Annotated in this window: 13 protein-coding genes; 3 read left to right on the plus strand and 10 right to left on the minus strand. The window is 55.9% G+C overall.

Features of this window, described 5'->3' with window-relative positions:
* The first annotated feature begins 28 nt into the window (after positions 1–28).
* Positions 29–613 (plus strand): uracil-DNA glycosylase family protein, encoded by a 585-nt coding sequence (locus BN3270_RS09630; protein ID WP_271711896.1) that lies wholly within the window; start codon positions 29–31, stop codon positions 611–613.
* Between the two features lie 65 nt (positions 614–678).
* Here BN3270_RS09630 and BN3270_RS02745 read toward each other — a convergent pair whose 3' ends face one another.
* Positions 679–1905 carry an MFS transporter gene (locus BN3270_RS02745; RefSeq protein ID WP_271711897.1) on the minus strand — a complete coding sequence of 409 codons (1227 nt, stop codon included), beginning with the start codon at positions 1903–1905 and terminating at the stop codon, positions 679–681.
* A 149-nt stretch (positions 1906–2054) separates the two neighbouring features.
* Here BN3270_RS02745 and BN3270_RS02750 point away from each other — a divergent pair, with 149 nt between their 5' ends.
* Positions 2055–2786 (plus strand): phosphatase PAP2 family protein, encoded by a 732-nt coding sequence (locus BN3270_RS02750; RefSeq protein ID WP_271711898.1) that lies wholly within the window; start codon positions 2055–2057, stop codon positions 2784–2786.
* Between the two features lie 42 nt (positions 2787–2828).
* Here BN3270_RS02750 and BN3270_RS02755 read toward each other — a convergent pair whose 3' ends face one another.
* From BN3270_RS02755 to BN3270_RS02775, 5 genes are all read right to left on the minus strand, one after another.
* The gene (locus BN3270_RS02755; RefSeq protein WP_082673302.1) at positions 2829–3845 is read right to left on the minus strand and encodes a restriction endonuclease subunit S; all 1017 of its coding nucleotides are present in this window, start codon (positions 3843–3845) and stop codon (positions 2829–2831) included.
* A 37-nt stretch (positions 3846–3882) separates the two neighbouring features.
* Positions 3883–4869 (minus strand): site-specific tyrosine recombinase/integron integrase, encoded by a 987-nt coding sequence (gene xerA / locus BN3270_RS02760; RefSeq protein WP_058985671.1) that lies wholly within the window; start codon positions 4867–4869, stop codon positions 3883–3885.
* A 93-nt stretch (positions 4870–4962) separates the two neighbouring features.
* Positions 4963–8334 (minus strand): DEAD/DEAH box helicase family protein, encoded by a 3372-nt coding sequence (locus BN3270_RS02765; protein WP_058985672.1) that lies wholly within the window; start codon positions 8332–8334, stop codon positions 4963–4965.
* A gap of 8 nt (positions 8335–8342) precedes the next feature.
* Positions 8343–9503: a restriction endonuclease subunit S gene (locus BN3270_RS02770; protein WP_167551314.1), complete on the minus strand. Its 1161-nt coding sequence runs from the start codon at positions 9501–9503 to the stop codon at positions 8343–8345.
* Positions 9496–11019 carry a class I SAM-dependent DNA methyltransferase gene (locus tag BN3270_RS02775; protein WP_058985674.1) on the minus strand — a complete coding sequence of 508 codons (1524 nt, stop codon included), beginning with the start codon at positions 11017–11019 and terminating at the stop codon, positions 9496–9498. Before BN3270_RS02775 ends, BN3270_RS02770 begins: the two co-directional genes overlap by 8 nt.
* A gap of 183 nt (positions 11020–11202) precedes the next feature.
* Here BN3270_RS02775 and BN3270_RS02780 point away from each other — a divergent pair, with 183 nt between their 5' ends.
* Positions 11203–11490 (plus strand): putative quinol monooxygenase, encoded by a 288-nt coding sequence (locus tag BN3270_RS02780; RefSeq protein ID WP_058985675.1) that lies wholly within the window; start codon positions 11203–11205, stop codon positions 11488–11490.
* A 263-nt stretch (positions 11491–11753) separates the two neighbouring features.
* Here the strand turns inward: BN3270_RS02780 and BN3270_RS02785 are convergent, their stop codons facing one another.
* Genes BN3270_RS02785 through BN3270_RS02800 form a run of 4 tightly spaced genes read right to left on the minus strand, consistent with a single transcriptional unit; the run spans position 11754 to position 16619 of the window.
* The gene (locus tag BN3270_RS02785; protein WP_058985676.1) at positions 11754–12350 is read right to left on the minus strand and encodes a TorD/DmsD family molecular chaperone; all 597 of its coding nucleotides are present in this window, start codon (positions 12348–12350) and stop codon (positions 11754–11756) included.
* Positions 12351–12407: 57 nt separating this feature from the next.
* The gene (nrfD, locus tag BN3270_RS02790) at positions 12408–13571 is read right to left on the minus strand and encodes an NrfD/PsrC family molybdoenzyme membrane anchor subunit (protein WP_058985677.1); all 1164 of its coding nucleotides are present in this window, start codon (positions 13569–13571) and stop codon (positions 12408–12410) included.
* A 10-nt stretch (positions 13572–13581) separates the two neighbouring features.
* A complete protein-coding gene (locus BN3270_RS02795; protein WP_058985678.1) occupies positions 13582–14199 on the minus strand; it encodes a 4Fe-4S dicluster domain-containing protein in 618 nt (205 codons plus the stop codon).
* A 2-nt stretch (positions 14200–14201) separates the two neighbouring features.
* Complete coding sequence (locus BN3270_RS02800; protein ID WP_058985679.1) at positions 14202–16619, minus strand: molybdopterin-dependent oxidoreductase; 2418 nt, start codon at positions 16617–16619, stop codon at positions 14202–14204.
* Positions 16620–16754: the final 135 nt, after the last annotated feature.

The raw sequence follows: 16754 nt of genomic DNA on the forward strand, positions 1-16754 counted from the left end.
CCGAGACCCGAACGGGAAGGATATGCCCATGCCCACCTTCGACGAAATCTTCAACGCCATCAAAAACGACCCGCAAAACGCCGACTACACGGCCCGCGGCATCGATCCCCTCTACGCCGCAAGCGAAAGCGCCCGCATCCTGGTGATCGGCCAAGCACCTGGCCGCGTGGCCGAAGAAACGCGCGTTTACTGGAACGACAAGAGCGGTGACCGGCTGCGCGACTGGATGGGCATCGACCGCGCCACCTTCTACGACCCCAGCCGCATCGCCATCGTGCCCATGGACTTCTACTTCCCCGGCAAGGGAAAATCAGGCGACCTGCCGCCGCGTGCGGGCTTCGCTGAGAAATGGCACCCCGCTCTGCTCGAGATGATGCCCCACATCGAGCTCACTATTTTGGTGGGCACCTACGCCACCCACCACTATCTGGGCCTGAAAAAGTCGGTGCCTCTCACCGGGATCGTGCACGACTGGAAAAACTATACGCCCAAGGGGTTCTTCCCCCTGGTGCACCCCTCGCCGCGCAACCAGATCTGGATGAAGAAGAACCCCTGGTTCGCAGAGGAAACCCTCCCCGACCTGAAGGCAGCCGTTGCGCAGGCGTTGCGCTAAGTCGGCTGGACCGCGAGAGGAGGGCGCGTCGCCAAGAAGATTCGGCGCGCCCGCCAACGCTCCCCCTATTCCAACCCGCGCAGCGTGTGGCGCGAACGCAGCATAACGACCCAACCCACAAGCGCGAGGCCCAAGCCGCCCGCCATCATCCAACCCGTCGCCTCGACGTAATCGCCGAAGACGGGCAGGATCACGAGGAACATGCCCACCACGCCCACGAGCGAACGCGTGCAGTTAATGAGAGCCGATGCCGATCCCACGTCGGAATCCTGCTGGGCAAGCAGAACGTTCACCGCGTAGGGGCGCACGGCCGATTCGAAGAAGACGAAGGCCAGGAAGAGCCCACAGAAAACGAAAGCGCTCGTCTTCCCCACCAGCAGCACGGCAACGCCCAGCGCCACCGACGCGACGAGGGCGATCGTGGTGAAATTGCGGCGCGAGACCCCTTTCGAGATTTTCAGCCAAGCCGCCGGGCCCACGGCGCACATGAGGGCCGCTGCGGCGAAAAAGAGGCTGAACCCAAGGGCAGAAAAGCCGAAGAAGTCGATGTAGATGTAGGACCCCACCGACACGTAGCCCATGTAGCCAATCTCCCAGGCGCTCGAAATGAGCAGGAAGGCCATGAAGGCGGGGTTCTTGGCCACCTGCCCCAGGCGCGCAAGGGTGGCGGGAACGCTCGTTCGCAGGCGGGCGTCTTCCGGCAAAGTCTCGCGGAAGGCCAGGGCCATAACCAGCTGCACCAGAGACACCGCGGCGAGCACCACGAAGACCCCGCGCCAGCCGGTGAAGGCGAGGATGCCCGCACCGATGATTGGCGCGCCCACCGGCCCCACCACGAACATGATTTGGATGACGGCGAGCATGCGCTCGCGATAGGCGGGCTTCACGGCGTCCTTCACCACGGCCGTGCACACGGCGCTCATCGCGCCCGACCCCAGAGCCTGCACCAGGCGCGCGGCGACGAGCATCCAGATACTCGCAGAAGCGGCGCAGGCAAGGCTGGCGAGCGCGTAGGCGGACAGGCCCGCGACCAGCACGGGACGGCGGCCGAACTTGTCGGACAGGGGGCCGAAGAGCAGCAGGCCAAGGGCCATGAAGAGGTAGTAGCCCACCAGCGTGAGATTCACCACGTCGTCGGTGGTGTTGAAATAGGCTGCTATGCCGGGAATCGACGGGGTGTACATGTCAAGCGACAGAGGCGCGGTGAGAGAGCCCAGCACGAGCAGGACGAGCAGGCCGCCCGCCCCCAGCCGCGGCTGGGGCACGCAGAGCCAATCCTTCATCGTTCCCATAGGCATCCTTTCAAGCGGCATAAGTGGACCCATTCTACCGTTCGCACGCGCACACGCGGCATGCATCACCGGTCAATTACAGGTTTTGCCCGATAGCGAGCACCAGGATGCCCTGTGGCATGATAGAGGGCCGAACGCAAGGAGGCAGGTTGAATACGAAGGCACCCGAACCGAACGGCACGCAGAGCGACAAGATCGTCGCCAACCAGGCAAGGGAAACCGGGCGGGATTTCCTGTACCTTGTTCGCAAAAACCTGCGCTGGATCATTTTTGCCGTGGCGGTGATCGGATTCATCGGCATTCTCGAACACGTGGCCCAGGGCGAGGTCATGCGCATCGACGCGCTCGCCTACACATTCGCGGTAGCCTACCTGCGCAACGACACGCTCACGCCGATCATGGAATCGATTTCCAACATCGCTTCGGTCACCTCGCTGCTCGTGCTTTTGCTGGTGATGGTGGCCTTCGCGCCGGGCAGACGGCCGGGCATCTGCGCCTGCCTCAATCTGGGGCTGGTGCTCGTGATCAACCAGCTGATCAAGCATCTGGTCGCCCGCCCGCGCCCCGACGGCTTCCGCCTGGTTGCCGAAAGCGGCTACAGCTTCCCCAGCGCCCATTCGATGGTTGCCATGGCCTTCTTCGGGCTGATGGTATGGATGATCTGGCACTACGGGCGGTCGCGTTCGATTCGCTGGATCGGGACGATTGGGTTCTCGCTCGTGATCGTGCTCATCGGCTTCAGCCGCGTCTACCTGGGCGTGCACTACGCGAGCGACGTGATCGGCGGCTTCTGCATCTCGCTTGCATGGCTGGCCGTGTTCACCCGTACGATTGCGCCCCTGCTTCTGGCGGAGCGAGGCGATGAGGGAGCGGAAAGCTAGCAGGCGGAAACGGGAGTACTTGAGTGCGGCGGGAAGCAACCTTCAGCACTTCGTTCGAACAAATCGCAGTTTGTCGACCTGGGAGACAAAGGCGGCAAACTCCTCTTGGAGACACATCGAAGGGACCGGAATCTTCATTTCCTTGAAGCTTTTCAACGTCACAGTTCGCTGGGCAACGCCTTTTGCGCATCGATCCATATATCTTTGCGCGTCGTCCGAAAGCAAGGCAGCATGTAAATAATCGCTGTCAACCAAGTTATGCCGAGGCTTCAGATACGCGATATGACGTTGAAAACAAAACGGCCTACCATCTCTGACAACCGCGGGATGACCAAATGAGCCCACGGCGGAAACGAGGACGTCGCCGATCTCGATTGGAGTTCGGCGGATAAGCTGCTCATAGTCTTCTGCTGAAATGAACTTATTCGTTTCGTAGTCGACAACATCTGAAGCAATATTGCTGACAAAAAGAAACGGGATGCCCTCGTCAACGAACTTCGGCGACTGGTGTGTTCCGTCGGTAATAATTGAACAAACATCTTTGAGCGGCCTCGAGTCATCGCTATCCAGATCTCCGAACATCTCGACAAACCGGGATTTGACGAGGGAGTCAAGCTTGGCGGTCTCGTCGTCGATGAGTGCCATGAGTTGCTCGGCCAAATCAAGCCTTTCAGCAATCGCAGACTGCTGACCTGCAGATAGTGCAGGAACTTCCTGTTTTCCGTAGTCCTTGAAGTAGATGTGAGGAATGGTCGATCCGCTGTAGTTCTCTCCGAGCTTGAGCGAACGCACCAAGTGGAGGAGATAGCTAACGTTTGTTCCCTCATTGGGAAGGAGAGCTTGCATTGTGCCCAGAACGGAGGTTTTACCCTCGCAGAGCATTGTGCGTCCAACGCCTGCCCCATCTTTGACAATGGCAACATATGGCTGCTCGTTCTGGTAGGTGCCCATACGACCAACAATGCCTGATGCGCCGTACACGTTGAAGGGACCGTCGTTTTCGATGTCCTTCTGCCGCAGGCTCGATTTACCCTTAGAACAAAGTTGGTTGAGTCGCACGACCTCCCCGTCAAACGGGGGTTTGCGAACCGAGCAACTATGCGATATACCTCCTATGCGATTGGCGAACGTTCTCCTGATCGACCATCGCGTAGCAGAGCGTTGTATCGATTTTGCTATGTCCTAAAAGCACTTGCACCTGCTCAATTGGCATTCCTTTATCAATCGCCCGCGTTGCCATCGTTCGCCTGAACTTATGCGGGTGGATGCGCGGCAGATCAAGCCGACGGCCTAGCTCTCGCAGCCGCAGTTCGACGCCACTTATCTCAAGCCTGCGAGCATTCCTCCCAAGCGAAACGAACAGCGCTTTGTCACCATCGGTTCTTAAAGCCAGGTATTCAGCTAAATGCACCTTAGCGCGAGCATCGAAATACACGCGCCTTTCCTTGTCACCCTTTCCATGCACAACGCATTGTCTGCCCTCAAAATCGATATCGTCACGATTAAGCCGGACAAGCTCACCAACACGCATGCCGGTTGACGAGAGTAAATCGACAATCGCAAGATCCCTCGCCTCTACGCAGCCGTCCCTCATCTTCTCTAACTCTTCGTCAGAAATCACGGGCTTCAAAAGTTTCGGCGACCTGATTTTCTTGATACGCCGAACAGGGCTTTTCAGGATATAGTCCTCTGCTTCAAGCCAAGAGTACAGACTGGAAATTACGCGTCTCACGTTATCGACAGTGACCTTGGAAACCCTAGAACCGTCACCGTACCCAATGAGATAACTGCGCACATCTTCGGTGCTCACATCGCGCAAGCTCTTGCCTACTTTAGAAACGAATTTTCGCAGGACGGAGCTGTAGTATCCAATCGAGCGCTCAGAACACCCTTCGAGCTTCTTGGCAGCGAAGAACGCTTCGAGAATAGCTTCGTTGCCAGCAGCGCCCTTGCTGTCGAAATCCCGCGCCTCTTCATCAAGGCAATGGCACAGTACGGCGCGCAAAAGATCTCGTTGTTGAGAATCAAGTGCACTCGCCATCATTTTTTCTATTTGCACAATTTTCGCCTTACCCTCGTCCATGATCCCTCCTTACCGTTCGGATGGGCCAGACGATTTTAGACAGGATGGGCACTGGTTACGCCGGCCCTGGTTTTCTAGCCGCCTTATCGCAGGTTATGCGGCCGGAGTAGTCGCATTGTCATTGACGGAGCGAATGATCTTCACCAAACGTTGCTGTTTGCTCTTATCGAACAACCGAATGAGCTTCGCTGGTCTGTCGAATGGCGCCTCGTTGATTCTAGCAAGGTCGATATAGCCGTTCTCCTCAACATAGCTCACTACATTCGTGACGAAATCCAACTGATCGCGATTCAACGTCGTGTCATTAAGGAACTCTGAAAACGCTTCCATCGCCGCCTCATGATCGACGCCCGCAATTTTCCTCACGAGCCTACCGAAAGGTATATCCCCATACGCCATCTCGTAATCTGTCTCGTTCCCAAGTTCATGAGTGAAGATATTCCCAAGCTCCACAAACTCATACGTTGTAATGGGAATGTTTCTATGAAGCTTGGAGATTACCGTCTTATCCCCATTGGTTTCGATGTACCGCTCGACCTTGAGCTTGTAGTCCTCGTAATCTTCCGCGGGTTCAAGCACTTCACCTTCCGTACGAGAAATAATAGGATCGGCTATGCGGGTCACGACATTCTTGCCCTTGCCGTCATCTTTAAGGAACTTGACCAAATCGCGAAGTTCCTGCCGTATTTCCTCGAGCGTCAATACACCAGCATTCTCGAGATAGCCCTCCTCGCAGACGCGAGCAATGATGGGTAGTTTTTCCTTCACCTGCGGGATCGTCGCTTTCCCCTGCAACCTCATGGCAACACCAACGACACTTGACCGAAATGCATCGGTTTTGTCGCCGAGAAGGACAGCGGCCATGAAACCGTACATAAGGGAATCGAACCGCAACGCAAACTCGTCGGCGTCGTCAGAACGAACCAACGAAGCTATTTTTCCTAAATCGGCGACGTCGGCATCGGTTAAACATTGGAAGTTCTGAACTTGAGAGAACTTGTCTATCTCCCGTAAATGCTGCTTCACCGTAGCCGTCAAAGGCTCGCGAAGGTCCCCCACTTGAGAGGACATATGCGAGACAATCGTATCCCGCAGCTGTTGACAGTCATCGTTCGCATAGGCTGCATTTTGTAGTGCCTCGACAATCAATGCCTGTCGCTTGAAAATCTTTTCAGGAAGGCCTTCTGGGGCTATCCCTTCGACAACGTCCTTATGGGTACGGAAAAACTCGAAGTTCATGCACCAGTCGAACACATAAAAGCAATCTTTGTCATCGTGAGCACCAGATTTGTTCAGCACGCCGAGCCCTGGGCAAAGACGAGTGCCGCGACCGATCATCTGCCAAAACTTCACTTTGCTACGCACTTGCTTGAAGAAGACAAGGTTCACGACTTCCGGCACGTCGATTCCGGTATCCATCATGTCCACTGACACCGTAATGACAGGCATGTCCTTCGTCTCAAAATCTGTGATGACCACGGGAGCATAGTCATCGGTATGGACAACACGTTTGCAATACCCTTTGGCTGCAAGCTTTGGGTAGAGCTTTCCGAAGCGCTCAACAATAATCTCAGCATGTTTTCTGTTCTGAGCGAAGATGATAGTCTTGCCGAGCTCCGTGCCGCCCTTTACTCGAATTCCCTCATCCATGAGGGTGGTGAGCACTTGGTCAATCGTTTTTTCGTTGAACACAAAGCGATTCACTGCCTGCGATGGGGTGAAGTCAGGCGCAGCTGTACCCTGTGCTTCTTCCCAATCGTCGTCATAACGCCCTTTATCCTCTTCGGAAAGGTCATCGTAAGTTATCCCCTCCGAAAGGAACGTCGTCTTCGTTTCAATGTTGTAGTAGGGAACAAGGAAATGATCCTTGTTCACCGCCGTGTCGTATTCATAAAGATAGGTAGGGATGCCACGTTCCACATCGAAAAAGTCGTAGGTATTCCGGTCTACCTCGTCTTTCGGGGTCGCCGTAAGGCCCAGGACAGGCGCATCAAAATAGTCGAAAATTTCACGGTACTTCTTGAAAATCGAACGGTGCGCCTCGTCGACAACAATAAAGTCGAAGTGAGCAGCCGAGTATAAACGACTGCCATCCTGGCTTTTCACTTCATCGATAGCATTGAGTATTGTGGGGTAGGTAGAAAAAACGATACGCGAGCTCGCTGCGTCGTCCTTCTCCGCTCGCTTGCATAGATTGCACATCGTCGTCGACGGCATGTGCTTCTGAAACGCGTGTTTCGCCTGGCTCACGAGAGCAACACGATCGGCTAGGAACAGGGCATTCGTAACCGCCCCGGCACGCATAAGCAGATCAATCAAACCGGCAGCCGTCCTCGTCTTCCCCGTACCTGTCGCCATTACGACGAGACTTCTGCGGTGCCCTTCCTCCATGTGCTGGCATACCGCTTTGATTGCGGCAATCTGATAATAGCGACCGTTGCCACCGCAAATTTCTTTGTTCACCTTCATCTGAGAGAGCGGTGCAACATGACCACGTCGATTCATAAGTCTCTGCAGGTCATCTCGTGAGAATACACCTGAGCAACGTCGCATTGGCGTGTTGCCGTCTCCGGCAAAGTAGGTTTCAAAACCGTTGGTTAGAAAGACAAAAGGACGATAACCGTACTGCGCTTCCAAGCACTCTGCGTAGAGCTCAGCTTGCTGCTGGCCTTTCTTGGGATCGTACATCGTACGTTTCGCTTCGACAATGGCAAGCGGCTTGCCATTGCGCCCGATTAGAACGTAGTCGACGTAACCAAGACCCGTATCGTTTGGCATTCCCGACACTTCAACTTCAGTGAGCACGTTGTCTTCCAGCGTCCACCCCGCGTACTCAAGATCAACGTCGATATAACGTCTGCGCGTTTCATACTCGGGAATCTCATCGGGATTGAAAGCTTCGATTTTTGGACGCTCCTGCTTTGCAGCTGCAAACTGCTCGCGCATGCTTTTCACTTGCTCTTCAAGCTCAGCAATGCGTGCGTCCTTCGCAGCACCCTCTTCCATCGCCTTCTTGTACCGCTGCTCATCTACGGCTTTCTTTACAACCGGAATCTCGTTTACCGAGAATGTGCGCTTGTGGTAATCAGTGCCGTAGCAGTAATCAATCCATTCCACAAAATTGAACAGAGCCCTCAATGAGACAGCGGCATCTTGCGGCGTAATCCTTTTTCCCGTATGAGCAGCCTCATTGCCAAGCTTCCAAATGAATCTCAGCTGGCCCCATGTCGCACTGTCCATGCTGCTTTTAAAGCTTTGCTCATGGATTAGCGAGGCGAGATTGTCTCGCCACGGTTCGTTCATGGTCGAATCGGCGGCGTACACCCATCTCACCGCCAGCTCCATCGCCCTTCTTGCTGCGAGCACGCACATTGCTGCGCTAGAGGCAAACGTACGCTCTGCGTCGATGCATGCGCCGGAAAACATCTTGTACTCGGGTTTCTCCATGAGGAAGCTGAAGTTCATGTTGCATCCTAGATAGCGAAATATTCCTGGGCAAGGCTGTCGTACAACGTCTGAAGTTCGTCTTTCTGTTTCTGAGCCTCAAATCGCAGTTTGTCGACCTGGGAGACAAAGGCGGCAAACTCCTCTTGGAGACACATCGAAGGGACCGGAATCTTCATTTCCTTGAAGCTTTTCAACGTCACAGTTCGCTGGGCAACGCCTTTTGCGCATCGATCCATATATCTTTGCGCGTCGTCCGAAAGCAAGGCAGCATGTAAATAATCGCTGTCAACCAAGTTATGCCGAGGCTTCAGATACGCGATATGACGTTGAAAACAAAACGGCCTACCATCTCTGACAACCGCGGGATGACCAAATGAGCCCACGGCGGAAACGAGGACGTCGCCGATCTCGATTGGAGTTCGGCGGATAAGCTGCTCATAGTCTTCTGCTGAAATGAACTTATTCGTTTCGTAGTCGACAACATCTGAAGCAATATTGCTGACAAAAAGAAACGGGATGCCCTCGTCAACGAACTTCGGCGACTGGTGTGTTCCGTCGGTAATAATTGAACAAACATCTTTGAGCGGCCTCGAGTCATCGCTATCCAGATCTCCGAACATCTCGACAAACCGGGATTTGACGAGGAGGTCAAGCTTGGCCATATTCCTTTCGTTGACATGCGATAAGCTCCGAACTTGCTGGAATAAACGTACGGTCTGGAGCTGTCTACCCAATGATGGAAGAGGAACTCTGATATCGCACAGCTTGTCTGACGATAGCGTACGACGGCGGGCAGTCGTTCCCTTCATCTGCGCTGCGTAGTAAGTCATTGCCTGTGGACTGTGAAGGGCAAGCTCTAGGTAGGCTGGAAGCACCTTCGAAGTATCGATGTCCCATATGTTGTAGGCAGGGCTCATAATTCCCGGCTCAGCGAAGTTCTGAACGTAGATGACCCCTTCGTCGATGGGGAAGCCCACTACAAGTTGCTGAGGATAAACGATTTTGTAAGTGCTTGTGTCTTTTGAGGCTATCGCTTTTTTAAAGCGATCTCTTTGACGCACTATCCCGTCGTGCATAGTCATCGAAAGCACTGGGAATTGCCTGTCACCGCAACGGTTAACTTTTGCCTTTCCTATGAGCTCGCCTAGTCTCACTCTCTCCCCGTCAAACGGGGGTTTGTTAGTCATTCGCACCACCATCCAGCATGGCTCGAAGCTCTGCAAGCCCTTCCGCCATTTGCTGGTTGAGCTTGTCTAGATCATTCAGAATTTCGCTTGTTGGAGGATATTCGACACGCTCGTATTCAGTTTCCATATACTTGTTGAAGCTGAAATCGTAATCGTTATTCACTATCTCTTGTTTAGGCACGAGAAAGCTTTTCTGCTTTCGATCGCGTTTCTCTTCCCCATCAAGGTTTGCCCACCGCGAAAGAATATCGGGGATATCATTGTGCTCTTCGTCGGGCTCACGCTTGTCATCGAGCGTATGGCCGTCGCCTTCCATGTTGTACATCCATACTTTGTCGGTGCCGCCTGCATCAGTCTTCGTGAAGATGAGCACAGCGGTGCTGACCCCGGAGTATGGCTTGAACACGCCGCTCGGCATATGGATGATTGCTCGAAGCTGCTGATGCTCAACAAGCTCTTTCCTCAACTGCACATAAGCCTTGGAATTCGTTCTGAACAACACTCCATTAGGCACGATGCAAGCGCACCTACCACCAACCCTAAGCATTCTTAGAAACAATGCGACAAATAGCAGCTCGGTCTGCTTGCTATCGCAAATCGCCTTAAGGCTCGGGGCAATGTCTTCAGCATCAACGCTGCCAGTGAAGGGCGGATTTGCGAGCACGAGATCGTATTTCGAACTTATGGTGTTCTGTTTGCTCACGGAATCAATAAGACGAATATCGGGTTGATCAATTCCATGGAGCATAAGGTTCATTGCGCAAATGCGCATCATGGTCTGGTCGGTCTCACCGCCCGAGAACTGATATCGCCCCGGCTCGATGACATGGCCATCAGCGTCAGTTTTCTCAGCCACTCCCCTATACAGCACCCAATCATCATCGGACATACCGCCATGATTCCTCAAGTATTCGGCAGCGCTAATAAGGAAGCCCGCAGTACCCATTGCGGGATCGCAAATCAGTTCGCCAGGCTGTGGCGCCACCATTTCAACCATCATGTCGCGAATATGCTTGGGGGTGCGAAATTGCCCATTCTGACCTGCCGTCGAGAGCTTATTGAGCATGTATTCATAGAGGTCGCCAAGGTCGGCAATGTGATTCTCAAAGTCATTCATTAATGAATCGATGCCGCTAACCGCTTTCTGCAAGGTACGCGGATTGTTGATGCCAAAGGTCGCATCACGCATCGTTCTCGCAAACGGCGATCCATCGTTGAGCGTTTTCACAAACGGAAACACATGGTCACGGATCTCCACGAGCATGTCGTCGGCATTCATGTCTTTAAAGACGCTCCAACGCATACGGCGGCCTTCCTCATCCTGAGGAAAGATGCGCTCTTGCTTTACGCCCGTGAGCTCCTCGGTGCTTTCGTTTTCAAACTCGCGGTCGTCAAGTGACCGAATGAACATGAGGTAAGTGAGCTGAGTAATAACCTCCTGCGGATTGGTGATTCCGCCTTCCCACATCCTCTGCCAAACGTCGTCGACCTTATTTTTCGTCGCCCCCGTTATCATGGCCGAATCTCCTCCTTAGATGATGGTATCGATACTATTGCATATTCCGATACACCACCAAAAGGATTAGCGATATTGATGACGAAGAAGTGAGAGCATTCCGCGATTGGCGACGGCGTTCATGCCCTTGTCAATCGCCTTTCCGCCTTCCGCTACACTGAAAGCTGATTGAAAGGACCACGCATGATTCGAATCGTCGCTGCGCGCACGGTGCGCGCCGAATGCACGGCCGCCTACGAAGAGCTGGCCCGCGAACTCGTGAGGGCATCGGCCGCCGAAGACGGATGCGCAAGCTACACGCTCAACCGCAAGATCGACGACCCGCAGGGCTACTGCTTCGTGGAAGTGTGGCGCGACCGCGCCGCCCTCGAAGCACATCAGGCCTCCGCGCACTTCAAGGAGCTCGTTCCCAAGCTGGGCAAGATGGCCGTTGCGGGTACATCACACGTAGACGTGTACGAAGAGGTGTAGCACTGGGAACAGAAACACCATGGCATGACCACGGTATAGAAGCTGGCTTAAAAGCCTTGGCCCGCCCTTAAGGCGGGGACTGCGTCCCCGTCATTTTATTCCCCCGTGGCAGCTTTCGACCTTTGCAAAGAACGTCCGTAATTACGGTCTTGATTACGGACGTAATTATTCTATCAATCAATACGGCAACAAATAACAGCGACCCTTACGAGCAGTGAAGGTAAGTGGCATCCCCTGCACCAAGACCCGGAATGAGGCACGCGCTAGACGCATGCGAGCAGCGCGAGCGCGACGTCCGCGATTCCCTCGTAGTAGCCGCCAGACGCCTCATGGGCGATCCGTTCGCGCAGCGCGGGGACCCACTCCCCCATCTTGGCAGCAAAGGCCGGCGCTTCTTGGGCGCATTCTTCATCGCCTTCGCCCGCACGGCGAAGCAGTTCCGAAAGGTAGAGCAGTTCCAAACCGACATGGTCAGCGTATTGACGGTTCTTGTTCGAAACCTTCAATTTCAGACGTTCCAACCGCTGTTGCATGTCGACCGTCGCCGCGCCGAAGCCCACATGCCCGTCCGTGCGGTAGGCGGTTTCCCACGGAGCTGCCGCCGGACGCGGCGGTCCCACAAAGAGATGGGTGAATTCCACCGATACTTCGCTCACGGCATCATCGGATGAGGCGACACGCCGCACGATGCGCGCCATCCGGTCGAGAGCCGCGCGCACCTCAGATGACTCGAAACTAGGAAAAGTCCGCCAAAACCCCTCGTCAAGGCCCATCTGACCCGTCTGCGACAGCGGCGCCAGCAGCGAGTTGCCTAAGAAGGCAAGCGCCTGATCGAGGCGGTCGCGTTCATGCGAAACCATAGCCCCTCCTATCGTAAATAAGACGGCGGGTACCCAGGCCCGCCGTCTCGTTGCACACTATTCTTCGGCGTCCGCACCAAGGAACCGGCGCGAGAGCACCACGAACGCAAGAGCGCCCAAACTGATCGTCCCCAGGGCAATCGTCAGCTCTACACCCGTGGGCGCGTAAGTGCCCACAGTGCTCCACATGGCGAAGGGGTCGGCCTGTGCCACCTGCGAGCCAAGCGTGATGCCGTTCGCCCCGGCCACGTTGGGATATACGAAACTGGTGAAGAGCAACCACAGGCGCTTGCAGCACACGCCGAGCACCACCATCACGCTCGCAAAGACCACGATCCCCGTTTTCTCGCGGTTCTTGGAGAACACGAGCAGAAGGAAGGGAAGCAGCAATCCGCCCAGAACCTCGAACCAGAAGAAGGGCGCGGTCCGGCCCGCGACCATTTCGGCGAGAGCAGCCGATTCGCCCGCGCCGGGGTACGCCATGGTCAGGCACTCGCAGCCGATGAAGAAACCATCCACCGCGATAAACACGGCAAGCAAGCCCGCGAGCGATTTCATCAGAGTGCGATCGAACGAGAAAAGTCCGCTCGCATTGAGGGCGACCAGGCAGACCAAGAGCAACGCAAGACCGGAATCGCAGGCAGAGGCAACGAAAATGGGAGCCATGATCGCGGAGTACCAGGCTTTGGCAATCTGCAGACCGAAAATCCATGCCGTGACCGAATGAACCAGAATGGCGACAGGCAGCGCGATGCGCGAGAGCACGTTGACTTTATGCTCATCTCCTTTTGTCAACCAGTACAGGTCGAGGACGTTGATAGTCAGATAGATAGTGATGACGGTGATGTCCCATACGAGCGGAGAGGTGGGATTGGGGCCCGTGAACAGGCGCCAAACGCGCACGATTCCACCCAAGTCGATGAGCACGAACAAGCCTGCACAGCAGATGCAGACGATCGACGTGATGATAGCGGGAACGGACACGCGCTTGAACGGCTCGATGTTGAACACATGCGCTGAACTGGCCACGATCAAGCCGCCCGCCGAAAGGCCCACGAAGAACATGAACAGCGCGATGTAGAGGCCCCACGACGTGGAATTGTTCATGCCCGTAACGCCCAAACCGCCGATCTGCTGATAGATCCAGCATCCAAAGCCCGCGGCCGCAAGCAGGGCAAGCACGGCAAGGGCGATTTTCGATGGTACCGAAAGCTTATTCATTAGAAACCCCTTAATTGAAGTAGTGGACCTTGGGCTTGGTGCCCTTCTCTTCCAGCAGGACGTATGCGTGGTTATCTCGTATCACACGGCTGATTTCGGAATCGGGGTCGTCCAAATCGCCATAGACGCGTGCGTCGCCCGGGCAGCAGAGCACGCACATGGGCACCTCGCCCGCATCGGTGCGCTCCTTGCAGAGGGTGCACTTTTCCATCACGCCCTTTCGGCGCGCGGGCACGCGGGCATCGCCATAGTCGAAACCGGTTGCGCGCTTGGGCTCGTTCCAGTTAAACGTACGCGCGTTATAGGGGCAGGCGGCCATGCACATGCGGCAGCCGATGCACTTGTCGTAATCGATTTCAATGCGGCCCTTGTCGTCTTTATAGGTCGCGCCCGTAGGGCACACCCGCTGGCAGGCTGCGTTGTCGCAGTGCTGGCAGGCGATGGGCAGGTAGCTACGGGAAAGATACGGATACGAGCCCTGTGCGCCGTCGTAGAGGTCGACCCCTTCGGTGAGGACGCGATTCCAGAGCATGCCGTCAGGCACGTTGTTGCTCATCTTGCACGCATTGGCGCAGGTATTGCAGCCGATGCAGCGATGCTTGTCGATAGCTATTGCCAATCGTGTCATGTCTATTCGCCCGCTTTCTTGATTTCGACCAAGGTGTCGTTGAAGGGGATCATCGGCCCGAAGGGAAGCGCGTAGCCCCGTTCGTTGATAGCGTCGTTGGACACGCTCTGCATGAGTGTGCCACCCAAAAAGTCCTTATAGGAGCTTTCAACCATGAAGGCGCTTTCGGGCCTGATCGCCTCGTTGATGCGCACCTTCGTAGTGAAGCTGCCACGATCGTTGAAGACTTCAACGGTATCGCCGTCGGCAAGGCCGCGCGACGCCGCTTCCGCCGCGTTGAGCTCGACATGCGGCTCGTAGAACTGCTGAATCCACTTGGCACCCGAATACGTGGAGTGCACGCGGAAGCGCGAACGCGACTGGCCGAACTGCAAAGGGTATTTCGCACGCAAAGGGTTTTCGGGATACGCCTCGTTGGGGGCTTCCCAAGCGGGAAAAGCCTGGCCGAAAGGCACAAGATTCTCGTAATAGGGCTCTTGCTTGCCCGAAGGCGTGTCATAGGTCATGCCCACTTCATCGCCTCGGATGTCGCCGGTTCCCACCAGATGCTGGGCACCCGTGTTCTGTTTGAGCGTGTCGAGCGTAATGCCCGCAACCATGGGGTCGGGAGTGTCGAGCAGGGCCTTTGCGTACGCTACCGAATCTTCGGGCATCAGGCTGCCCAAGCCCATCGCGTCGGCGATACCCTTCTCGATGTAGAAATCGGGCTTCGCCTCGAAGAGCGGGTCGAGAACCTTCTGATTGGTGAGGATGTAGCCGTTGGCGTTTTTCAGACCGCCGATCTCGTCGATGTTCTCGAACTTCGAGCAGGCAGGCAGCACTACGTCGGCGTAGTCGACGACACTCGAATGGTAGACATCGGCAATCGCCACGAAGTCGAGCTTCTGAAGCCAGGCTTCGGTCACCGCCCAATTCGCCGACTTCTGAGTGGGAATATCGCCGAAGAAGAGCGCGGCATGGATGCCCATGTCCTTGTGCACCATATCGTAGAAGCCCATCTTCGGAGTTGCGGGCTCTACGCCCTCCGGCAAAGGCCAGGTGCCCAGCTGGGCATTCCACGGGGTCACATGGTAGCCGTAGATGCCGCAGCCCGTTCCGCGCTTCCCATAGTTGCCCGTCAACGCGGCCACGAGCGCATAGCAATGGCCGGCGATATCGTTGTTCGAGAACTTGTCGATGCCGCCCACGCCGTTGGCGATGATCGAAGGTCCCTGGGCGTACCGTTCGGCAACGTCGGCGATGACGCTCGCATCGATGTCGCAGACCGAAGCCGCCCAATCGAGCGTGTAACCTTTCATCTGCTCGCGCAGCAGGCTGAACTGAGTTTCATAGGCGACGCCGTCCACCGTGAAGGTGCCTTCGAGCACGGGGCTCTTCGCGCTATCGAGACGCACGGCGGCATTCACGGCGGCATCCCACACGTACGGATGCTTCTGGCGCTTTACCGCCCCAGTCTTCTCGTCGATGGCGGGCAAACCCGTTTTGGGGTCGATTGCATCTTCCATTTCGCCCAGCACTTCACCCGTCTGCGGGTTCACGAGCGAAGGCAGAGCGGTGTTCTTGGTGCAGTGATCCTCGTCGTAGAGGCCCTTCTGCAGGATGTAGTTGGCCATGCCCAAAAAGAATGCCGGGTCGGTGCCCGCGCGCAGGCCGACCCATTGATCCGCCTTGCCCGCGGTAGGGCTGAAACGAGGGTCAAGCACGATGAATTCGGTGCCTGCCTTCTGGGCGTCGAGCATACCGCGCGACCAGACCAAACTCGTTTCGATTAGATTGCAGTTGACCAGGAGCACTACGCGCGCGTTCGGCCAATCCCAAATGGTGTTCTCGGCGAACATGCCCGACCATCCGAACGCCTGCCCCTGGCCGTTGCCCTGCCCCATATCGTAGCCGTTCATTGCGCTCGTCTGAGCGCCCAGGATCGTCGGCAAAAGCGGAGGCAAGCGCTGCTGGGATTCGGTGGAGAACTGCACCCACACCGATTCCTTACCGTAGCTCTGTTGGGCCGATTTGAGTCCATCGGCAACAAGCGAGAAAGCTTCGTCCCAGCTAATCTGCTCGAACTTGCCCTCGCCACGCTCTCCGACGCGCTTAAGCGGCGTCTGTATGCGAGAATCGCCGTAAATATGCTCGATTTCCGAAATGCCCTTCAGGCAGATGTTGTGGAACCGGCGGTCGTCGTTGGGCCGCGGCTTCACCATGCACAAACGGCCGTCACGCACCGTGCATTCCAGCATGCAATTGCACAAACAATGCTCGTTGTGGTACGTGTACGCTGTCGATTCGTTCGCATCAGCAGAAGTATCCGCTTCGGCAAACCAGTTAGCCGTCGTCGTCATCGCCCCGGCGCTTGCAAGGCCGGCTCCCGCGGCAAAGGCACCCTTCAGGAATCCGCGACGGCTCACGTTGCTCGTCGTCATGCTATCTCCCAACTCCTCTTTGACGCAGCTGCGTCTTGATGGCTCGCAAGCGGTTACAATCGCCTACGAACCCGTACGCTGCTGAGTGTACGGAGCGGGGATTCTGCAATCACTGCCCAGCCTATGGGGCCTGAT

Source organism: Hugonella massiliensis, from assembly GCA_001486445.1.
GTDB classification, from domain to species: domain Bacteria; phylum Actinomycetota; class Coriobacteriia; order Coriobacteriales; family Eggerthellaceae; genus Hugonella; species Hugonella massiliensis.